This window comes from Methylobacterium komagatae, from assembly GCF_042661665.1.
GTDB lineage: Bacteria > Pseudomonadota > Alphaproteobacteria > Rhizobiales > Beijerinckiaceae > Methylobacterium > Methylobacterium komagatae.
On the sequence record NZ_JBHSWN010000001.1, the window covers coordinates 1,563,986 to 1,579,091 of the forward strand.

Annotated in this window: 16 protein-coding genes and 3 pseudogenes; 17 read left to right on the plus strand and 2 right to left on the minus strand. The window is 71.7% G+C overall.

The genetic code is table 11. The features are described 5' to 3' along the window. Nucleotides 1-28 precede the first annotated feature (28 nt). Nucleotides 29-1,314 (plus strand): annotated as a pseudogene (locus tag ACFQE0_RS07565) (phage major capsid protein). Nucleotides 1,315-1,340: 26 nt separating this feature from the next. Here ACFQE0_RS07565 and ACFQE0_RS07570 read toward each other — a convergent pair. Next, entirely contained in the window at nucleotides 1,341-2,231 is an 891-nt protein-coding gene (locus ACFQE0_RS07570) for a S1 family peptidase (protein WP_378968505.1), read from the minus strand. A 129-nt stretch (nucleotides 2,232-2,360) separates the two neighbouring features. After that, a complete protein-coding gene (locus ACFQE0_RS07575; RefSeq protein ID WP_378968507.1) occupies nucleotides 2,361-3,083 on the minus strand; it encodes a S1 family peptidase in 723 nt (240 codons plus the stop codon). A 26-nt stretch (nucleotides 3,084-3,109) separates the two neighbouring features. On the opposite strand from ACFQE0_RS07575, the gene ACFQE0_RS07580 reads away from it, so the two are divergent. The 16 genes and pseudogenes from ACFQE0_RS07580 to ACFQE0_RS07655 all read left to right on the plus strand — a co-directional run bounded on the left by ACFQE0_RS07580 (nucleotide 3,110) and on the right by ACFQE0_RS07655 (nucleotide 15,065). Next, on the plus strand, nucleotides 3,110-3,673 hold the full coding sequence (locus tag ACFQE0_RS07580; RefSeq protein ID WP_378968509.1) for a head-tail connector protein: 564 nt from the start codon (nucleotides 3,110-3,112) through the stop codon (nucleotides 3,671-3,673). Nucleotides 3,674-3,697: 24 nt separating this feature from the next. Further along, on the plus strand, nucleotides 3,698-4,051 hold the full coding sequence (locus tag ACFQE0_RS07585; RefSeq protein WP_378968512.1) for a head-tail adaptor protein: 354 nt from the start codon (nucleotides 3,698-3,700) through the stop codon (nucleotides 4,049-4,051). Next, nucleotides 4,048-4,464 (plus strand): tail completion protein gp17, encoded by a 417-nt coding sequence (gene gp17 / locus ACFQE0_RS07590; RefSeq protein ID WP_378968514.1) that lies wholly within the window; start codon nucleotides 4,048-4,050, stop codon nucleotides 4,462-4,464. Before ACFQE0_RS07585 ends, gp17 begins: the two co-directional genes overlap by 4 nt. Nucleotides 4,465-4,477: 13 nt before the next feature. Next, nucleotides 4,478-4,888 (plus strand): phage major tail protein, TP901-1 family, encoded by a 411-nt coding sequence (locus ACFQE0_RS07595; RefSeq protein ID WP_378968517.1) that lies wholly within the window; start codon nucleotides 4,478-4,480, stop codon nucleotides 4,886-4,888. A gap of 13 nt (nucleotides 4,889-4,901) precedes the next feature. Further along, nucleotides 4,902-5,225, plus strand: a pseudogene (locus ACFQE0_RS07600) (gene transfer agent family protein); the annotation flags it as partial. Next, entirely contained in the window at nucleotides 5,107-5,472 is a 366-nt protein-coding gene (locus ACFQE0_RS07605; protein ID WP_378975355.1) for a phage tail assembly chaperone, read from the plus strand. The pseudogene ACFQE0_RS07600 and the gene ACFQE0_RS07605, both read left to right, overlap by 119 nt. Further along, nucleotides 5,469-6,050 carry a phage tail tape measure protein gene (locus tag ACFQE0_RS07610; protein WP_378968519.1) on the plus strand — a complete coding sequence of 194 codons (582 nt, stop codon included), beginning with the start codon at nucleotides 5,469-5,471 and terminating at the stop codon, nucleotides 6,048-6,050. The genes ACFQE0_RS07605 and ACFQE0_RS07610 overlap by 4 nt, the downstream gene beginning before the upstream one ends. A gap of 13 nt (nucleotides 6,051-6,063) precedes the next feature. After that, complete coding sequence (locus ACFQE0_RS07615; protein ID WP_378968521.1) at nucleotides 6,064-6,699, plus strand: phage distal tail protein, Rcc01695 family; 636 nt, start codon at nucleotides 6,064-6,066, stop codon at nucleotides 6,697-6,699. Further along, nucleotides 6,696-7,571: a DUF2163 domain-containing protein gene (locus ACFQE0_RS07620; RefSeq protein WP_378968523.1), complete on the plus strand. Its 876-nt coding sequence runs from the start codon at nucleotides 6,696-6,698 to the stop codon at nucleotides 7,569-7,571. The genes ACFQE0_RS07615 and ACFQE0_RS07620 overlap by 4 nt, the downstream gene beginning before the upstream one ends. A gap of 17 nt (nucleotides 7,572-7,588) precedes the next feature. Beyond that, on the plus strand, nucleotides 7,589-8,026 hold the full coding sequence (locus ACFQE0_RS07625) for an NlpC/P60 family protein (protein ID WP_378975357.1): 438 nt from the start codon (nucleotides 7,589-7,591) through the stop codon (nucleotides 8,024-8,026). 17 nt (nucleotides 8,027-8,043) lie between these two features. After that, nucleotides 8,044-11,948: pseudogene (locus ACFQE0_RS07630) on the plus strand (baseplate multidomain protein megatron). Between the two features lie 17 nt (nucleotides 11,949-11,965). Next, the gene (locus ACFQE0_RS07635; RefSeq protein ID WP_378968526.1) at nucleotides 11,966-13,432 is read left to right on the plus strand and encodes a DUF2793 domain-containing protein; all 1,467 of its coding nucleotides are present in this window, start codon (nucleotides 11,966-11,968) and stop codon (nucleotides 13,430-13,432) included. Nucleotides 13,433-13,480: 48 nt separating this feature from the next. Continuing rightward, nucleotides 13,481-13,999, plus strand: a complete 519-nt coding sequence (locus ACFQE0_RS07640) for a phage tail tip lysozyme (RefSeq protein WP_378968528.1) — start codon at nucleotides 13,481-13,483, stop codon at nucleotides 13,997-13,999. Then, entirely contained in the window at nucleotides 13,996-14,496 is a 501-nt protein-coding gene (locus ACFQE0_RS07645) for a hypothetical protein (RefSeq protein ID WP_378968530.1), read from the plus strand. Before ACFQE0_RS07640 ends, ACFQE0_RS07645 begins: the two co-directional genes overlap by 4 nt. 30 nt (nucleotides 14,497-14,526) lie before the next feature. Continuing rightward, complete coding sequence (locus tag ACFQE0_RS07650; RefSeq protein WP_378968532.1) at nucleotides 14,527-14,856, plus strand: hypothetical protein; 330 nt, start codon at nucleotides 14,527-14,529, stop codon at nucleotides 14,854-14,856. Next, complete coding sequence (locus ACFQE0_RS07655; RefSeq protein WP_378968535.1) at nucleotides 14,856-15,065, plus strand: hypothetical protein; 210 nt, start codon at nucleotides 14,856-14,858, stop codon at nucleotides 15,063-15,065. The genes ACFQE0_RS07650 and ACFQE0_RS07655 overlap by 1 nt, the downstream gene beginning before the upstream one ends. Nucleotides 15,066-15,106 lie beyond the last annotated feature (41 nt).

The following is a 15,106-nucleotide window of genomic DNA, read 5'->3' on the forward strand; positions in this document are numbered from 1 at the left end:
TCCTTCACCCCCCAGACGAGGTTTGCCCATGACGCGCCACGCCGCCATCGAGACCCAGACCCTGGAAACCAAGGCCATCCTGCCGCCGCTCGAGAACAAGGCCGCCGGGCCCGGCCCGATCCGCTCGGCCGTCGATGACTTCGCCGTCGCCTTCGAGGCCTTCAAGGAGACGAACGACGACCGTCTGCGCCAGATCGAAGGGTGCCTGGGCGCCGATGTCGTGACCGAGGAGAAGCTCGCCCGCATCGACGCCGCCCTCGACGCCGCCCGCACCCGGCTCGACCGGATCGGCCTGGAACGCGCCCGCCCCCGCTTGCCGATCCGCGCACCCGCGACGACGGCGCCTCGCAGGAGCACAAGGCGGCGTTTGATCTCTATGTCCGCGCTGGCGAGAGCGGCGGGCTGAAGCGGCTGGAAGCCAAGGCGATGTCGGCGGGGTCGGGGCCGGATGGTGGCTACCTCGCCCCCGATAATCTGGAGCGCACCGTGCTGCAGCGCCTCGCCGCCCTGTCGCCGATCCGGGCCATCGCCAGCGTGCAGCAGATCTCCGGCGGACAGTACAAGCGGGCGGTGTCGATCGGCGCGCCCGTGACCGGTTGGGTGGCTGAAACCGCCCAGCGCCCCGGCACGGACGCGCCGAACCTCGCGCAGATCGCCTTCCCGGCGGCGGAACTCTACGCCATGCCCGCCGCGACCCAGACGCTCCTCGACGACGCGGTGGTCAATGTCGAGGAATGGTTGGCGAGCGAGGTCGAGACCGCCTTCGCGGAGCAGGAGGGCATCGCCTTCGTCAGCGGCAGCGGAAATGGCCGTCCGAAGGGCTTCCTCGCCTCCGATACGGTGGCGAACGCCTCGTGGGCGCCCGGCAAGCTCGGCTTCGTCGGCACGGGCAATTCGGCGGCCTTCGCCGCATCGAACCCGGCCGACGTGCTGTTCGATCTCGTCTACGCCCTGCGCGCGGCCTACCGGCAGAACGCCCGGTTCGTGATGAACCGGAAGACCCAGAGCGCCATCCGCAAGTTCAAGGATGCGGACGGCAACTACCTCTGGCAGCCACCGCTCGCCGCCGACCGCGCCGCGACGCTGATGGGCTTTCCCGTCACCGAGGCCGAGGCCATGCCCGACATCGCGGCGGGCAGCCTTTCCGTCGCCTTCGGCGATTTCCGGCGGGGCTATCTCGTGGTCGACCGCACGGGCCTGCGCGTGCTGCGCGACCCTTACTCCGCCAAGCCCTACGTGCTGTTCTACACCACGAAGCGCGTGGGCGGCGGGGTGCAGGACTTCGAGGCGATCAAGCTTCTGAAGTTCGCCTGATCGCGGCAGTGACCGGCCGGTGCGCGTCAGCGCCGGCCGGGACGGGCCATCCAGTCGCTGCGGTGGCGGCGGGGCATCTCGGTGCCGGGCTGGACCTGTGCCAGCTCGGCCGACCGCGAGGCGATCCAGCCCGTATGCTCGGCCACAGGCGTCACGGCGGTGAAGCCGCCGCAGGCGGTGCGCCGGGCGCCCTGCTGGATGGCACCGCTCGACCAGCTCACCACCCCGGCGATCCGGTAGCCGCCCGGTCCGCCGGTCAGGATCGGCCCGCCGGAATCCCCGAGGCAGGCGCCAGCCCCCGCCGTCTCGGCGAGGCGGCGGCGATCCGTCACCACGGTGACGCGGTTGGCGACCTGAAGGGAGCCGATGGAGACGAGGGCGGCCTGACGCAGCACCCGCGCGCTGCCGCGACGATTCTCAGCCACCACACCGTAGCCGGCGATCTCCACCGTATCGCCCGTGCCGATGGACCCGGCGCTGCGCGGATCGAGGGGGAGATAGTCGGCCCCGAGAGGCTGGGAAAGCTTGAGGAGCGCGAGGTCGACCCCCGGCTGGTCCTCTGGCGTCGTGCCGGGGACGAAATCGGGATGCATCGTCGCGGCGATGACGTTGACGCGGTGCTGCCGGAAGGCGCGATCGACGCTGACCACGCGGTAGCCCGCCGGGCGCATGACGCAATGGGCGGCGGTGAGGACGAGGTCCGGGCCGATGAGCGTGCCGGAGCAGATTTCGCCATCCGTGCTTTCGACACGCACCACGAAGGTGCGGGTGCCGTTCGGATCACGGGCGACCTCGCCCTGGATCACCGCCTGCGCGGCGGGCATCGTTCCGAAGAGGCCGGCAAAGGCCGTCAGACCCGCGGCGAGACGGAGGCTCGTCCTGCGCGGTCCGGTCGTGCGGGGCAAACGGGCAGGCATCGGGGACTCCGGATATGGCCAAGGTGACGCAACGCGAACCGAGCCCAGACGACGGTAGACCGGACAAACCGGTCGGCCAAGCTCAAGTTCCGCAATACTCAAGGATGTGACGGATTGCTTCTGGACATCTCAAGGTCGCCAATGGGCCGAGAGGCTCCAGCGACTTAATGTTCTGTCGATCCAGTCCCGTTGCGGGGCGACACGCACCGCCTGGGTCAGGCCGCCGCAGGTCCCGCCGATCCAGGCCGTGATCGCGAGGACCGCGCCGTCCGCGCCCGTGACCGGCCCGCCGGAATCCCCCTGGCAGGCCCCGGCCCCTCGGGCGCCCTGCATCCAGACCAGGAGCTTGCTCGGGCCGTAGGGCTCGACCACCGGTATCGCCACGTTGCGGAAGGTGCCGGTCGAGCGGGGATCGCCGGGCTTCGCCGCTCCGTAGCCCGACAGAGTGAGGGTCTCGCCCGCCCGCGCCTCGCCCGCGCCGAGATCGGCCGGGGCGAAGCGGGCGGGGAGGGGCTCGGACGGGCGCAGCAGCGCGAGATCGACCGAGCGCCGACGCTTGGCGACCGCGCCCGCATCGTAGCCTGGATGGATCGCGCGCGCCGCCGCCTCGACGAGGACGGGCGACCCGTCTGGGCCCCGATAATGCACCCGCAGGGCCTGGGGCCCGGCGGCGCAATGGCCTGCCGTGATCACCGCATCGGGTGCCAGCACCACGGCGCTGCATACGCCGCCCGCCGAGTTCAACACCATCACCGCGCTCTGCGGCGGAGCTTCGGTCCCGCCCACGATGGCCGCCGCCGGTAGGGCGGGCAGCATCAGGCAGAGGGCGAGCACGGCTCTGGGCAACGGCATCGAACGTCCTGAAGGAGACCCGCGCGATGACCCCGATACGCGCCGCGACGACCCCCGTCGAGCCGGTGACCGTAATGGAATTGCGGTTGTACCTGCGTCTCGATGCCGACGATGGCGGGGTCGAGGACGCGCTGCTCGCCAGGCTCATTTCGGCCGCGCGGGTCAGCCTGGAGACCGAGGCGCGCCGGGTGCTCCTCCCCGGGCGCTTCCGCATCGCCCTCGCACGCTGGCCCGCCGAGGGCTGGCTGCCCGTGCCGCTCAGCCCCCTCGTTGGCCTCGTCCGCACCGGGCTCGCGGCCCCCGACGGGACGATCACCGATCTTCCGGCAGGCCTCGTCGCGATCGGACCGGATCCTCTGGAAGCGCCCGGCCTGTCCTTCACCGGCATCCTGCCCGATCCCGGCATGGCGACGATCGTGATCGAGGTCGCCGCCGGGTTCGGCGGGGACGGCCCCCCGATCCCCGAGGATCTGCGGCTGGCCGTGCTGCGGCTGGCCGCCGCCCGCTACGAACACCGGGGCGACGAGGCCGACGCGCCCCCTGACGACGCCCGTCGCCTTGCCGCGCCTTCGCGCCGCCTGCGCCTCTGACTTCCCACCCGACAGGAGCCCCCCATGGCATCCTTTGACCGACGCCCGCCTCTCGGGGCGCGGCGGCGCCGGTTCGTGCTTGAACGGCCTGTGGAGGAACCGGACGGGTTCGGCGGCGTGCTGCGCCGCTTCGTGCCGGGACCCGTCCTCTGGGGCGCGATCGCGACCCTCGGCGCCGTCCCGCGCCTGCGCGGGGGGCGGGCCGACAGCCTCGTCACCCACCGCATCACCCTGCGTGCGCGCACCGGGCTGTCGCCGTCCATGCGCCTCAGCGCCGGGACGCGCCGCTTCTCCATTCGCAGCGTCGCCGATCCCGACGAGCGCGGGCGCGACCTCGTCTGTGAGGTCGAGGAATTGCCGCCGGAGGTCTCCGCATGAGCGATCCGAGCCCCCTTCTCGCCTTCCGCGCGGGCATGCTCACCCGCTTCGCCGCCGACGCCGCCTTGAAGGCCCTGCTCGGCGGGTCGGTAAGGCTCTACGACGAGCCGCCGCGCGGGGCCGCGCCGGTCTACGCACTGTTCGGCGAATCTGAGATCCGGGACGATTCCGTCGATGGGGCCGGACGCCATCGCCACCGGCACGAGGTGGCCGTGATCGCCAAGCCGGGCTCCGTGCGCACCGCACTCGATGCCGCCGCGCGCATGGCCGCGCTGCTCTCGACCCCGGACATGCCGCTCCAGGGCTGCCGCCTCGTGACCCTGCGGGTGAGCGTCCTGAAGGCCAGTCGCGACGAACGCACGGGCGAGGCCCGCGCCACCCTGACGGCCGAGGCCGTCACCGAGACGATCTGACGAGGAGGACGAGATGGGCGCGCAGGCAGGCAAAGACCTCTTGATCCGGGCAAGCGATGGGGCGGGCGGCTTCGTCGCGGTGGCGGGTCTGCGGACCCGGCAATTCACGCTCAACGCCGAGGCGGTGGATGTGACGAATGCCGATTCCGCCGGGCGCTGGCGGGAACTGCTCGCCGGCGCGGGGGTGCGCCGCGCCTCGGTCTCGGGCTCCGGTGTGTTCCGTGACCAAGCGTCGGACATCCGCCTGCGGCAGATGTTCTTCGACGGGCAGATCGCCGCCTTCCAGATCGTAGTGCCCGCCTTCGGCACGATGGAGGGGCCGTTCCAGATCGCGAGCCTCGACTATCGCGGCGACCATACGGGCGAGGTCACGTTCGACATGAGCCTCGAATCCGCAGGCGCGATCGCCTTCACGGCGGCCTGAGCGGGGGCGATCCATGGCCAATCGCAGGCGCGGAGAGGTGCCGCTCGCCCTGGGCGGACGCCGTTACACCCTTTGTCTCACCCTCGGGGCGCTAGCGGAACTGGAGGATGCCCTCCGGGCCGAAGATCTGGCCGGGCTCGCTGGGCACCTCGCCTCCGGCCGACCCCGGACCGGCGATCTCATCGCCCTTCTCGGCGCGGCCCTGCGCGGCGGCGGCCATGACCTTCCGGACGAGGAGGTCCGCCGCCTGCCCCTCGCGGGTGATCTCGGCGCCGTCATCGTCGCCCTCGGCGAGGTTTTGGAAGCCGCCTTCGGCATGGGTCAGCCGGAAAACCCTCCGCTGCCGCGGGGGAGGAGAGCGGGGCTTGAGCCCCGCCCCCTCGCGGCCCTTTCCCTGGGACGAGGCTTTGGCCTTCGCCCTCGGGCGCCTCTTCTGGCGACCCGCCGATTTCTGGGCCGCCACGCCCCGTGAATTCGCTGCCGCCCTGCCTCGCCCCGGCGGCAGTGCGCCCCTGAGCCGCTCCGCCCTCGAGGGTCTGCTCGCGGCCTATCCCGATCCGTCACCCGCAGGGAGCACGCCATGAGCGACCAGACCGATGCCGACCGTCAAACCGCAACACGCATCGCGCAACTGGGAACGCTGAACCGCCTCGCCGAGGATTTCGGCCGCAGCCTGACCGGCGCGCTCGCCCGCAGCGCTACATCCGGCCGCAGCCTCGATGGCGTGCTCGGCACAATCGGGGCGCGGCTCGCGACCCTGGCCGCCAAGGCGGCCAGCGGCCCGCTGCGCTCCGGCTTCGAGAGCCTGTTCAAGTCCCTGACGGAACCCGACACGGGGGACGCCACACCCACCTTCGCCCGGGGCGGCGTGTTCCAGGGCGGGCGGGTCACGCCCTTCGCGGCAGGCGGGGTCGTGGCGGCGCCGACCTATTTCCCTATGGCGGGCGGCGCCGGGCTCATGGGCGAGGCGGGGCCCGAGGCGATCATGCCGCTGGCCCGGGGGCCGGATGGGAAGCTCGGCGTCGCGGCGGGTGCCTCACCTCGGCCGGTCTCGGTCAACGTAACCATCACGACGCCCGACCCGGGTGCCTTCCGCCGATCCGAGGCGCAGGTCGCCGCCACGCTCGCGCGGGCGGTGGCCCGCGGCCAGCGCGGCCTCTGACTGGGAGGGCGCCATGGCCGACGACTTCCACGAGGTTCTGTTCCCCCTCGACGTGGCGCTGCGCGGCGGCGGCGGTCCGCAGAGGTTGACGGAGATCGTCACCCTGGCCTCGGGGCGGGAGCACCGCAACGGACGCTGGGCCGATTCCCGCCGCCGCTACGATGCCGGCTTCGGCATCCGCAGCCTCGACGCGCTCCACGCCGTGATCGCCTTCTTCGAGGAGCGGCGCGGGCGCCTCTACGGTTTCCGCTACCGCGACAGGGTCGATTTCCGCTCCGGCCCGCCGGGTCAGACGCCGGGCCCCTTCGACCAGACCATCGGAAAAGGCGACGGGGCAAGCGTCGCGTTCTCCCTCGCCAAGACCTATGGCGGCGGCTTCGCGCCCTATCGCCGGGCCATCGCCAAGCCGGTGGTGGGCAGCGTGCGCGTGGCCGTGGCGGGCGTAGAGCTTCCGGCCTCCGCCTTCGCCTGTGATGCCACGACAGGCCTCGTGACCCTCGCCAAGGCCCCCGCCGCGAACGCCGCCGTGACGGCGGGCTTCGCCTTCGATGTGCCCGTCCGCTTCGACACCGACGACCTCACCGTCGATCTCGCCGCCTTCACGGCGGGGGAGATTCCGAAGGTGCCGCTCGTGGAGATCGTGCCGTGAGAGATCTGCCCGCCGCCTTCGCCACGCATGTCGCGGGGGGTGTCACCACGCTGTGCCGGTGCTGGTCGCTCCGCCGCCGCGACGGCACCGCCCTCGGCTTCACCGACCATGATCGCGACCTGACCCTGGCCGGGCTCGTTCACGCCGCCCGCACGGGGCTCGAGGCCGCCGAGGCGAGCGCGGAGGCGGGCTTCGCCGTCTCCGGCGGCGATGTGGCGGGGGCACTGTCCTCTCTCGGCCTGACGGAGGCCGACATCGCGGGCGGCCTCTATGACGGGGCGAGCGTCGAGACGTGGCTCGTCGACTGGACGAACCCGCAGACGCGCCTTCTGCTCGATATCGGTACGATCGGTGAGATCCGCCGCGAGGGCGATGCCTTCGTCGGCGAGTTGCGCGGGGTCGCCGCGCGGCTGGATGCGGAGGGCGGGCGCAGCTGCCGGGCGACCTGCGGCGCAAATCTGGGCGATGCGAGGTGCCGGGTCGACCTGTCGCCTTGGCGGGCCAATGGCCGTGTCCTCGCCCTGCCCGAGCCCGCGACCTTGAGCGTCGCCCTCGACGGCAACCACGCGGAGGGGCTGTTCACCGGCGGGCGCCTGGCCTGGACCGGAGGCGCCAATGCGGGCCTCTCCGCCGATCTGCGGCTTCAGGCGGGCGCCCTGGTGGAATTGTGGGAGCCGCCCCCGCGCGCCGTGGCTGTCGGCGACACGTTCACCCTCACGGCGGGTTGCGACAAGCGCCTCGCCACCTGCCGCGACCGCTTCGCCAATGCCGTCAACTTCCAGGGTTTCCCGCACATGCCCGGCAACGACGTGCTTCTGCGCGGCGCGCCCGGCTCGGACCCTGTCCTCGATGGCGGGAGCTACTTCCGGTGAGCGCCAACGAGATCGGGATGGAGGCGGTGATGCGGGCGCGCCTCTGGCTCGGCACGCCCTATCGCCATCAGGCGTCGCTCCGGGGCATCGGCTGCGATTGCCTCGGCCTGCTGCGTGGGGTCTGGCGCGATCTGTACGGGCACGAACCTGAATGCCCGCCGCCCTACAGCGCCACCTGGGCGGAATCCGCGCCGCCGGGCAGTGACCCATTCATTGAGGCCGCCACCCGCCATCTCCTGCCGGTGGACGAGCCCTTGGGCAGTTCTGCGCCCCGGCCCGGCGACGTCCTGCTCTTCGCCTTCCGCCCCCACCTGCCCGCCCGCCACTGCGCCATCGCCTCCGGCCCGGACGCGATGATCCACGCCCATGACCGGGCGGAGGTGACGGAGGTCGCCCTTACCCCCTGGTGGCGGCGCCATCTCGCCGGGGCCTTCCGCTTTCCGCCGCGCCCCTGACCCGAACGGAGCCCGCCATGGCGACCCTGGTCCTCTCCACCGTCGGCAACGCCCTCGGGTCCGCGATCGGGGGCCCTATCGGCGGCGGGCTCGGCCGCGCCGCCGGGTCGGCGCTCGGGTCGGTGATCGACGGCGCCCTGTTCGGCTCCGGCCGCAAGACGAAGTTCGTAGAGGGGCCGCGCCTCACCGACGTCTCGGGCATGACTTCGACCGAGGGCGATCCGATCCCGCGCGTCTATGGGCGGGCGCGGATCGGCGGAAGCCTGATCTGGGCGACGCGACCCTTGGAGGTCGCCAACACGACCGTGGAGCGGGCGGCGGCGCCGTCGAAGGGCGCGAGCGGCCAGCGCACGGTGCGCACCGCCTATGCCTATTTCGCCAACCTCGCCGTGGGCCTTTGTGAGGGCGAGATCGCCTTCGTCCGCCGGATCTGGGCGGACGGGGCCGAGATCGATCTGACCCGTGTGACGTGGCGCCTGCATACCGGCACGGCGGATCAGGCGGCCGACCCGCTGATCGTCGCCAAGGAGGGAGCGCAGAACGCCCCGGCCTATCGCGGCCTCGCCTACGTCGTCTTCGAGGGGCTGCCGCTCGCCGATTACGGCAACCGCATCCCGCAATTCTCCTTCGAGGTGGTGCGGCCGGTGAACGGCCTGTGCCGCCTGATCCGCGCCGTCGATCTCATTCCTGGCGCGGGGGAATTCGTCCTCGATCCCGCCGCCGTGACCGTCGATCTCGGCTGCGGTCGCACCCAGAGCGCGAACCGCCACCAGCAGGCGCGCACGAGCGACGTGCTCGCCTCCCTCGATGCGCTTCAAGCCCTGTGCCCGAACCTGCGCCGGGTCGCCGTGGTGGTGGCGTGGTTCGGGGACGACCTGCGCGCGGGCCATTGCCGCGTCGCGCCGAAGGTCGAGACCGGCACCAAGACGACGACGGGCGACGAATGGAGCGTCGCCGGGCTTACCCGCGCGGCAGTCGGCAGCGTGTCCCGCCTAGCCGACGGCGTCACCCCCGCCTATGGCGGCACGCCGTCCGATGCCGGGCTCGGGCGCCTCGTCGCCGAACTGTCGGCGCGGGGGCTCGACGTGGTGCTCTATCCCTTCGTGATGATGGACGTGCCGCCGGGCAACGCCCTGCCGGATCCCCGCAATCCGGGCGCGTCCCAGCCCGCCTATCCCTGGCGCGGACGCATCACCTGCGATCCCGCCCCCGGCATGACCGGCAGCCCCGACGGCACCGCCGCCGCCGAGGCGCAGGTCGCGGCCTTCTTTGCTGGAGGATACCGCGCCCTCATCCTGCATTACGCGGACCTCGTGGCCGGTTGGGTCGCGTCCGGATGGCGGGTGGCGGGGCTGCTCATCGGCAGCGAACTCGTCGGGCTGACGCGGGTGCGTGGCGCTTCCGGCTATCCGGCGGTGGCGGCGCTGCGGATTCTCGCCGCCGAGGCGCGCGCCAGGGCCGGGGCGAGCGTACCCCTGATCTATGCGGCCGACTGGACCGAATACGGCGCCCATGTCCTCGATGGCGGGGCGACGATCCGCTTTCCCCTCGACGACCTGTTCGCCGATCCGAACATCGCGGCGGTGGGCATCGACTGGTATCCGCCCTTCACCGATTGGCGCGATACCCCCGCCCATGCCGACCTTGCGAGCGCGGGCGACATCCATGACCGCGCGTTTCTGAAGGCCGCCGGGGCGTCGGGCGAAGCGTTCGACTGGTACTATCCGGACGGCGCTGCCCGCGCCGCCCAGAACCGGGTGCCGATCACGGACGGCGCCTATGGCAAGGCGTGGATCTTCCGGCCGAAGGATCTCGTCGGCTGGTGGTCCAACCGCCATGTCGAGCGCGAGGGCGGCGTCGAAACCCGCGCCACCGCCTGGGTGCCGGGGGGCAAGCCCATCTGGCTGACGGAACTCGGCGTTCCGGCCGTCGACAAGGGCATGAACGGCCCCAACGTCTTCCCCGATCCGAAATCCTCGGAGAATGCCTTCCCGCCGGAATCGAGCGGCCTGCGCGAGGACCTGATCCAGTTGCGTGGCGTCGAAGCGGTGCTGTGCCGGTTCGATCCCGCCGCGCCGGGCTTCTCGGCCTCCGATAATCCGGTCTCCACGGTCTATGGCGGGCGGATGGTCGATCCGGCCTGCCTATTCGTCTGGTGCTGGGACGCGCGACCCTTCCCGGTCTTCTCGGACATGACGTCCACCTGGGCGGACGCGCCGCAATGGCGGCTCGGGCACTGGATCACCGGCCGGATCGAGGGCTGCGACCTCGACCTGCTGATCGTGCGCATCCTCACCGAACTCGGCTTCGACGCCCCCGTCTCGGTCCAGGCGGCGGCCTATCTCGACGGCTACGTCATCGACCGGCCGCTCACGGCGCGCGGCGCCCTGGAGCCCCTCGCACAGGTCTATGGCCTGGATGTCTCGGCGAATGGCGGCACGCTGCGGCTGCGCGGGCCGCGACGCGATCCGCCCGTCATCCTCGCGGAGGCGGATCTCGTCCGGGTCTCCGAGGCGGCGGCGACCCTGCGCCGGGTTAGGGCCGAGGAGACCGCGCTGCCCTTGAGCGTGTCCATCGCGGTCACGGAGTCCGACAGCCTCGAGTATCGCCGGGCCAACGTCGCCGCGTCGCGCCCGGTCGGCGGACGGCGGGGGCAGACGAGGATCGAGACTGCCATCGTCACCCGCCGCGAGGTCGGGGATGGGCTCGCCGAGGATTGGCTCGACAGGGTCATCGCCGCCCGCGACAGCGCGGTCCTCACCCTCAGCCCGCGGCGCCGGGAGGTGGAACCCGGCGATTGCCTCGCCTTGCCATCGGACGGGCCGGGCCCGGCGATGGTGGTACGGGTCGAGCGGATCGATGACAGCCCCGCCGGACGGCGGATCGAGGCGAGCCGCGTGCCGCCCCGCGCGGGCCCGGCACGCTTGGTCCCACACAGCCCCGCAGCGCCGAAGCCCCCGTCGGTGCCCGCTCCAGGCGCGCCGTTCCCCGTCGCCCTGAACCTTCCGGCGGATTGGGGCACGCCCACCGGCCTCCAATACCTCGCCGTCGGCGCCGAGCCCTGGGCGGGCTCCCTGACCGTCTGGCGCGCGGAGGCCGGGGGGCCTTCGCTGTCCATGGCAGCGTCGATTTTCCCGCCTGCCTCGGGTTTACCCTGTCGGAGTTGCCGCCCGGCCCGGTCTGGCGTCGCGACCGGGGTGCGAGCCTCGCCGTCATGCTGCGGCGGGCCGGGGCGCTCGCTTCGGTCTCGCTTCAGGCCATGCTGGCAGGCGGCAACCTCTTCGCCATCCTGGCGCCGGACGGCACGGTCGAGATCCTTTCGGCCATGGACGCCGAGGTGACGGGGGGCGATACGTTCCGCCTCTCCGGGCTGCTGCGCGGGCTCGCGGGAAGCGAGGCGGGGGCGGCGAGGGGCGCGCCCGCCGGAAGCCTGATCGTCCGGCTCGACGACGGAGCGGTGACGCCCCTGGTCGATCGCCTCGAGGAGGCGGGACGAGCCTTTCGCTATCGGATCGGGGCAGCGGGACTAGACCCCGCCGATCCAGCCATGGCCTCCCTCGACGCCACAGCCGGACTCGGTGCGCTCAAGCCGCTGCGGCCGGTGCACCTGCGGGCGCGGCGGGTGAAGGGCGATGTCCGTCTGAGCTGGATCCGTCAGGCGCGCCGCTCGGCCGATGCCTGGGAGCCCGTGGACATCCCGCCCGACGAGCCGTCGGAGAGCTACCTCGTCACGTTGTTTGCGAGCGGCCGGGCGGTGCGATCGCTGACGGCCGACGCCCCCGCGCTTGTCTATGCGGCCGACTCCGAGACGGCCGATTTCGGCGGCCCGCAGCACGCCCTCGACGTGGCGGTCGCCCAGGTCGGCGCGACGGCGGGCCCCGGCCCGGCCACCCGCGCCCTCATAACCGTTCGCAGCGCCTGATCCCGGAGGTTCAAGCCATGTCCGACGTCACGACCCATCTCGGCTTGCCGCTGCTGGCGGCGGGGCAGGCTCAGAAGCACGTGACCCATAACGAGGCCTTGGCTCTGCTCGACGGCCTCGTGCAACTCGCCTGCCTCGACAAGGATCTCGGCGCGCCCCCCACGAGCCCGGCCGAGGGCGACCGCTATCTCGTCACTGCCCCCTCTCCCACAGGCGCCTGGGTTGGGCTGTCGGGGCAGGTGGTCCGGTTCACGGACGGCGTCTGGGTCGGCGCCGTGCCTGCTACGGGCTGGATCGCTTACATCGCCGACGAGAAGCGCGCCTATGTCTTCGACGGGCAGACCTGGGCGCCGCTGACCTCCTCCGGTGCGTTGGACCGGCTCGGCATCAACACCCAGGCCGACGCCACGAACCGGCTGGCTTTGAAATCCGATGCTGCCCTGTTCTCGTGGGACGATGTCACGCCCGGCTCGGGCGACGCGCGTTTCACTGTCAACAAGAAGGCGGCGAGCCGGGACGCCGGCTTCGTCTTCCAGACCGGCTGGTCGAGCCGCGCCCTGTTCGGAACCCTCGGCGGCGACGATTTCGTGCTGAAGACGTCCTCCGACGGCTCGGCCTTCGTCACAGCCCTGAAAGCTGCGGCGGCGACGGGCATCGTTTCCTTCTCGAAAAGTCCGGTCGCCCCGACCCCCGCCTCTACGGACAGTTCGACCCAGATCGCGACGACCGCGTATGTCCAGCGGGCCCTGGCGCCCTCACGGGTGGCGGTCTCGGATGCCGACTACACCGTCCAGGCGACCGACCGAATCGTTGCGGTCACGAAGCTCACGGCGTCCCAGACGCTCACCCTGCCATCCGCCTCGGCGTTTCCTCCGGGTACGAACCTCACGATCCTGGACGAGACCGGCGCCTGTTCGCCCGCGCGGCCTCTCACCCTTCACCTCACATCGGGCGATACGATCAACGGCATGCCGGGCCTGGTGCTCGACACACCCTACGCGTTCCTTTCCCTGCAGAGCGATGGCGTCAGCCGCTGGACGGTGGCGGGCCGGAAGCCGATGGCGAACCGCAGCACCTTCACCTCGGTCGCCTATCCCGGCCCGAAACAGGTGCTGGATAATGGGTTCCACCGGGTCGTGATGCCGAACATCCTGTCCGATGACGGGCAGAACTGGGACAGCGCCAACAACTGGTATGTCTGCCCTCGTACCGGGATCTATCAGGTCGACGCCAATCTCCGGCTTCTCGACCACACAGCTTCCGGCACCCAATACGGTCTCGGCGTCTATATAGACGAGGCAGATGGTCCCTGGTTCCTCTGGCATTGCACCGGCACGGGCAGCGCCTTTCGCTCGACCTTTGCCTATAGCCGGATGACCTTCCAGAGCGCGGGTGATCGCCTGCGTCTGTTCTCTTACACGGAACCGACGGCCTCCGCGGATTCCGCCGCCCTCCAGATCTGCCTGATCTCCGAGGCCCTTTAGCCCGGCCGTAGACCCCTCCCGAACCTGTCCCGAATTCCGGAGCGTGCCATGGTGCGACCTCCTTCTCCCGGCGTGTCCGCTGTCGACCCATTCGCCGCCCGGTGCGCGCGGCTGGGGCCCGCGCTGATGCGCGACCTCGCCCTCACCGATGTCCAGGCGGCGGGGCTCCTCGGCAATCTGGGCCATGAGACCGGAGGCTTCCGTCACCTCCAGGAGATCGCGCCGCTGAAGCGCGGCTCCCGTGGCGGCTGGGGCCTCGCTCAGTGGACCGGCCCGCGCCGGGTGGCGATGGAGCAATGGAGCAGGGTGCACGGCCTCGACCCCGCTTCTGACGCCGCTAACGAAGGCTACCTCGTCGCGGAGTTGCGCGGGCCGGAAGCCGACGCCCTGGCGGCCCTGAGGCGCAGCGTAACCCTGGCGCAGGCGACCGAGACGGTCTGCCGCCTGTTCGAGCGCCCCGGCATTCCAGCCCTGCCGCGCCGCCTCGTCTGGGCGCGTCGGGCGCTCACGGCGATCCGTGGGCGCCCCGCCCAATCCCTTTCCACACCGCCAAGGAGACGCCGATGACCCATGTTTCGTTGATACTCGCTCTGCTCTGCACGATCGTTCCCGCCCTCGCCGCCGGAACGGAGCAGGCTGCCGCGATTCCCTGGGGCGAGTATCTAAGTGCCGTCTTCTCCACCTTGACCTCGGCGCTCGTGCCTATCGCGGCTGCGGCGGCCACAGCCGGCATCGCCCGCGCCGCCCCCTGGGCCGCGTCCATCCTGACCCGCGAGCGGGTCGAGGCGGCGATCCGCGCGGGTGTCGCTTACGGCCAGAACGCCGTCTCCGGTGCCGTGCGCGGTCAGAGGGTGGGCGTCGATGTCGCCCCGGCGGTGGTCGCGGAGGGCACGAAGCACGTCCTCGCCACCGCTCCTGCCCGCGTCGTGCGTGGAGCGGGCGGTCCTGCGGGCGTGGCGGCTCGGATCTTCGGTGCGCTGCCCCTCGATGAGCGGGCCAGCAAGGAGACGGTCCTCGAACCCGCCCTGCGGCTGCTCGGGGCCGAACCGCCCCGCCGAGGGTGAGACAGGGGTTGGGGGGCACGGAGGATCGCGATGAGTGTCGAGTCTTCCGAATCCCCCGAACCAGAGGAGGGCGATGCGGCGCAGGGCGGTCACCTCCGCCCCATCCGCCTTCCGCCGCATTGGCACCGCTGGTTCGCGCGCCAGGACGAGCGGCGCCTCGCCCTGCTCGATGAGCTGGTGGACGAGCGCATCGAGCGGCAGGTGCTGAGCAACCTCCTGCGGCGCCTCAAGCACGCCGTCGTCGTGGCCTTCCTCGGCGCGGCGGCAGTAGCGCACTGGTTCTCGGATCAGGCGGCCTGGATCGCTGAGCGGCTGCCGGTGCTCCGGTCCCTCTGGAGGATCCTCACGGGAGAAAGCTGATGCCTTTCAGAGCCGATCGCATCCTCACGCGGCTATGGCTCACCGTCGCGGCGCCCCTCGTCCTGGCGGGCAGCCTCCATCTCGGCGCAGAACTCGGGCTGAGATCCCATCCCCAGGCAAAGAGGGAACCGGAGGCGGCTTCGCTCGTCATGGTGTGCAGCGCACGATCATCCCATGAGAAGTTTTGCCGCCTCACTCCTGAGAACTGAGCCACGACCCGCGGATCCTCGCCGTATGGGCCGGGACGGCG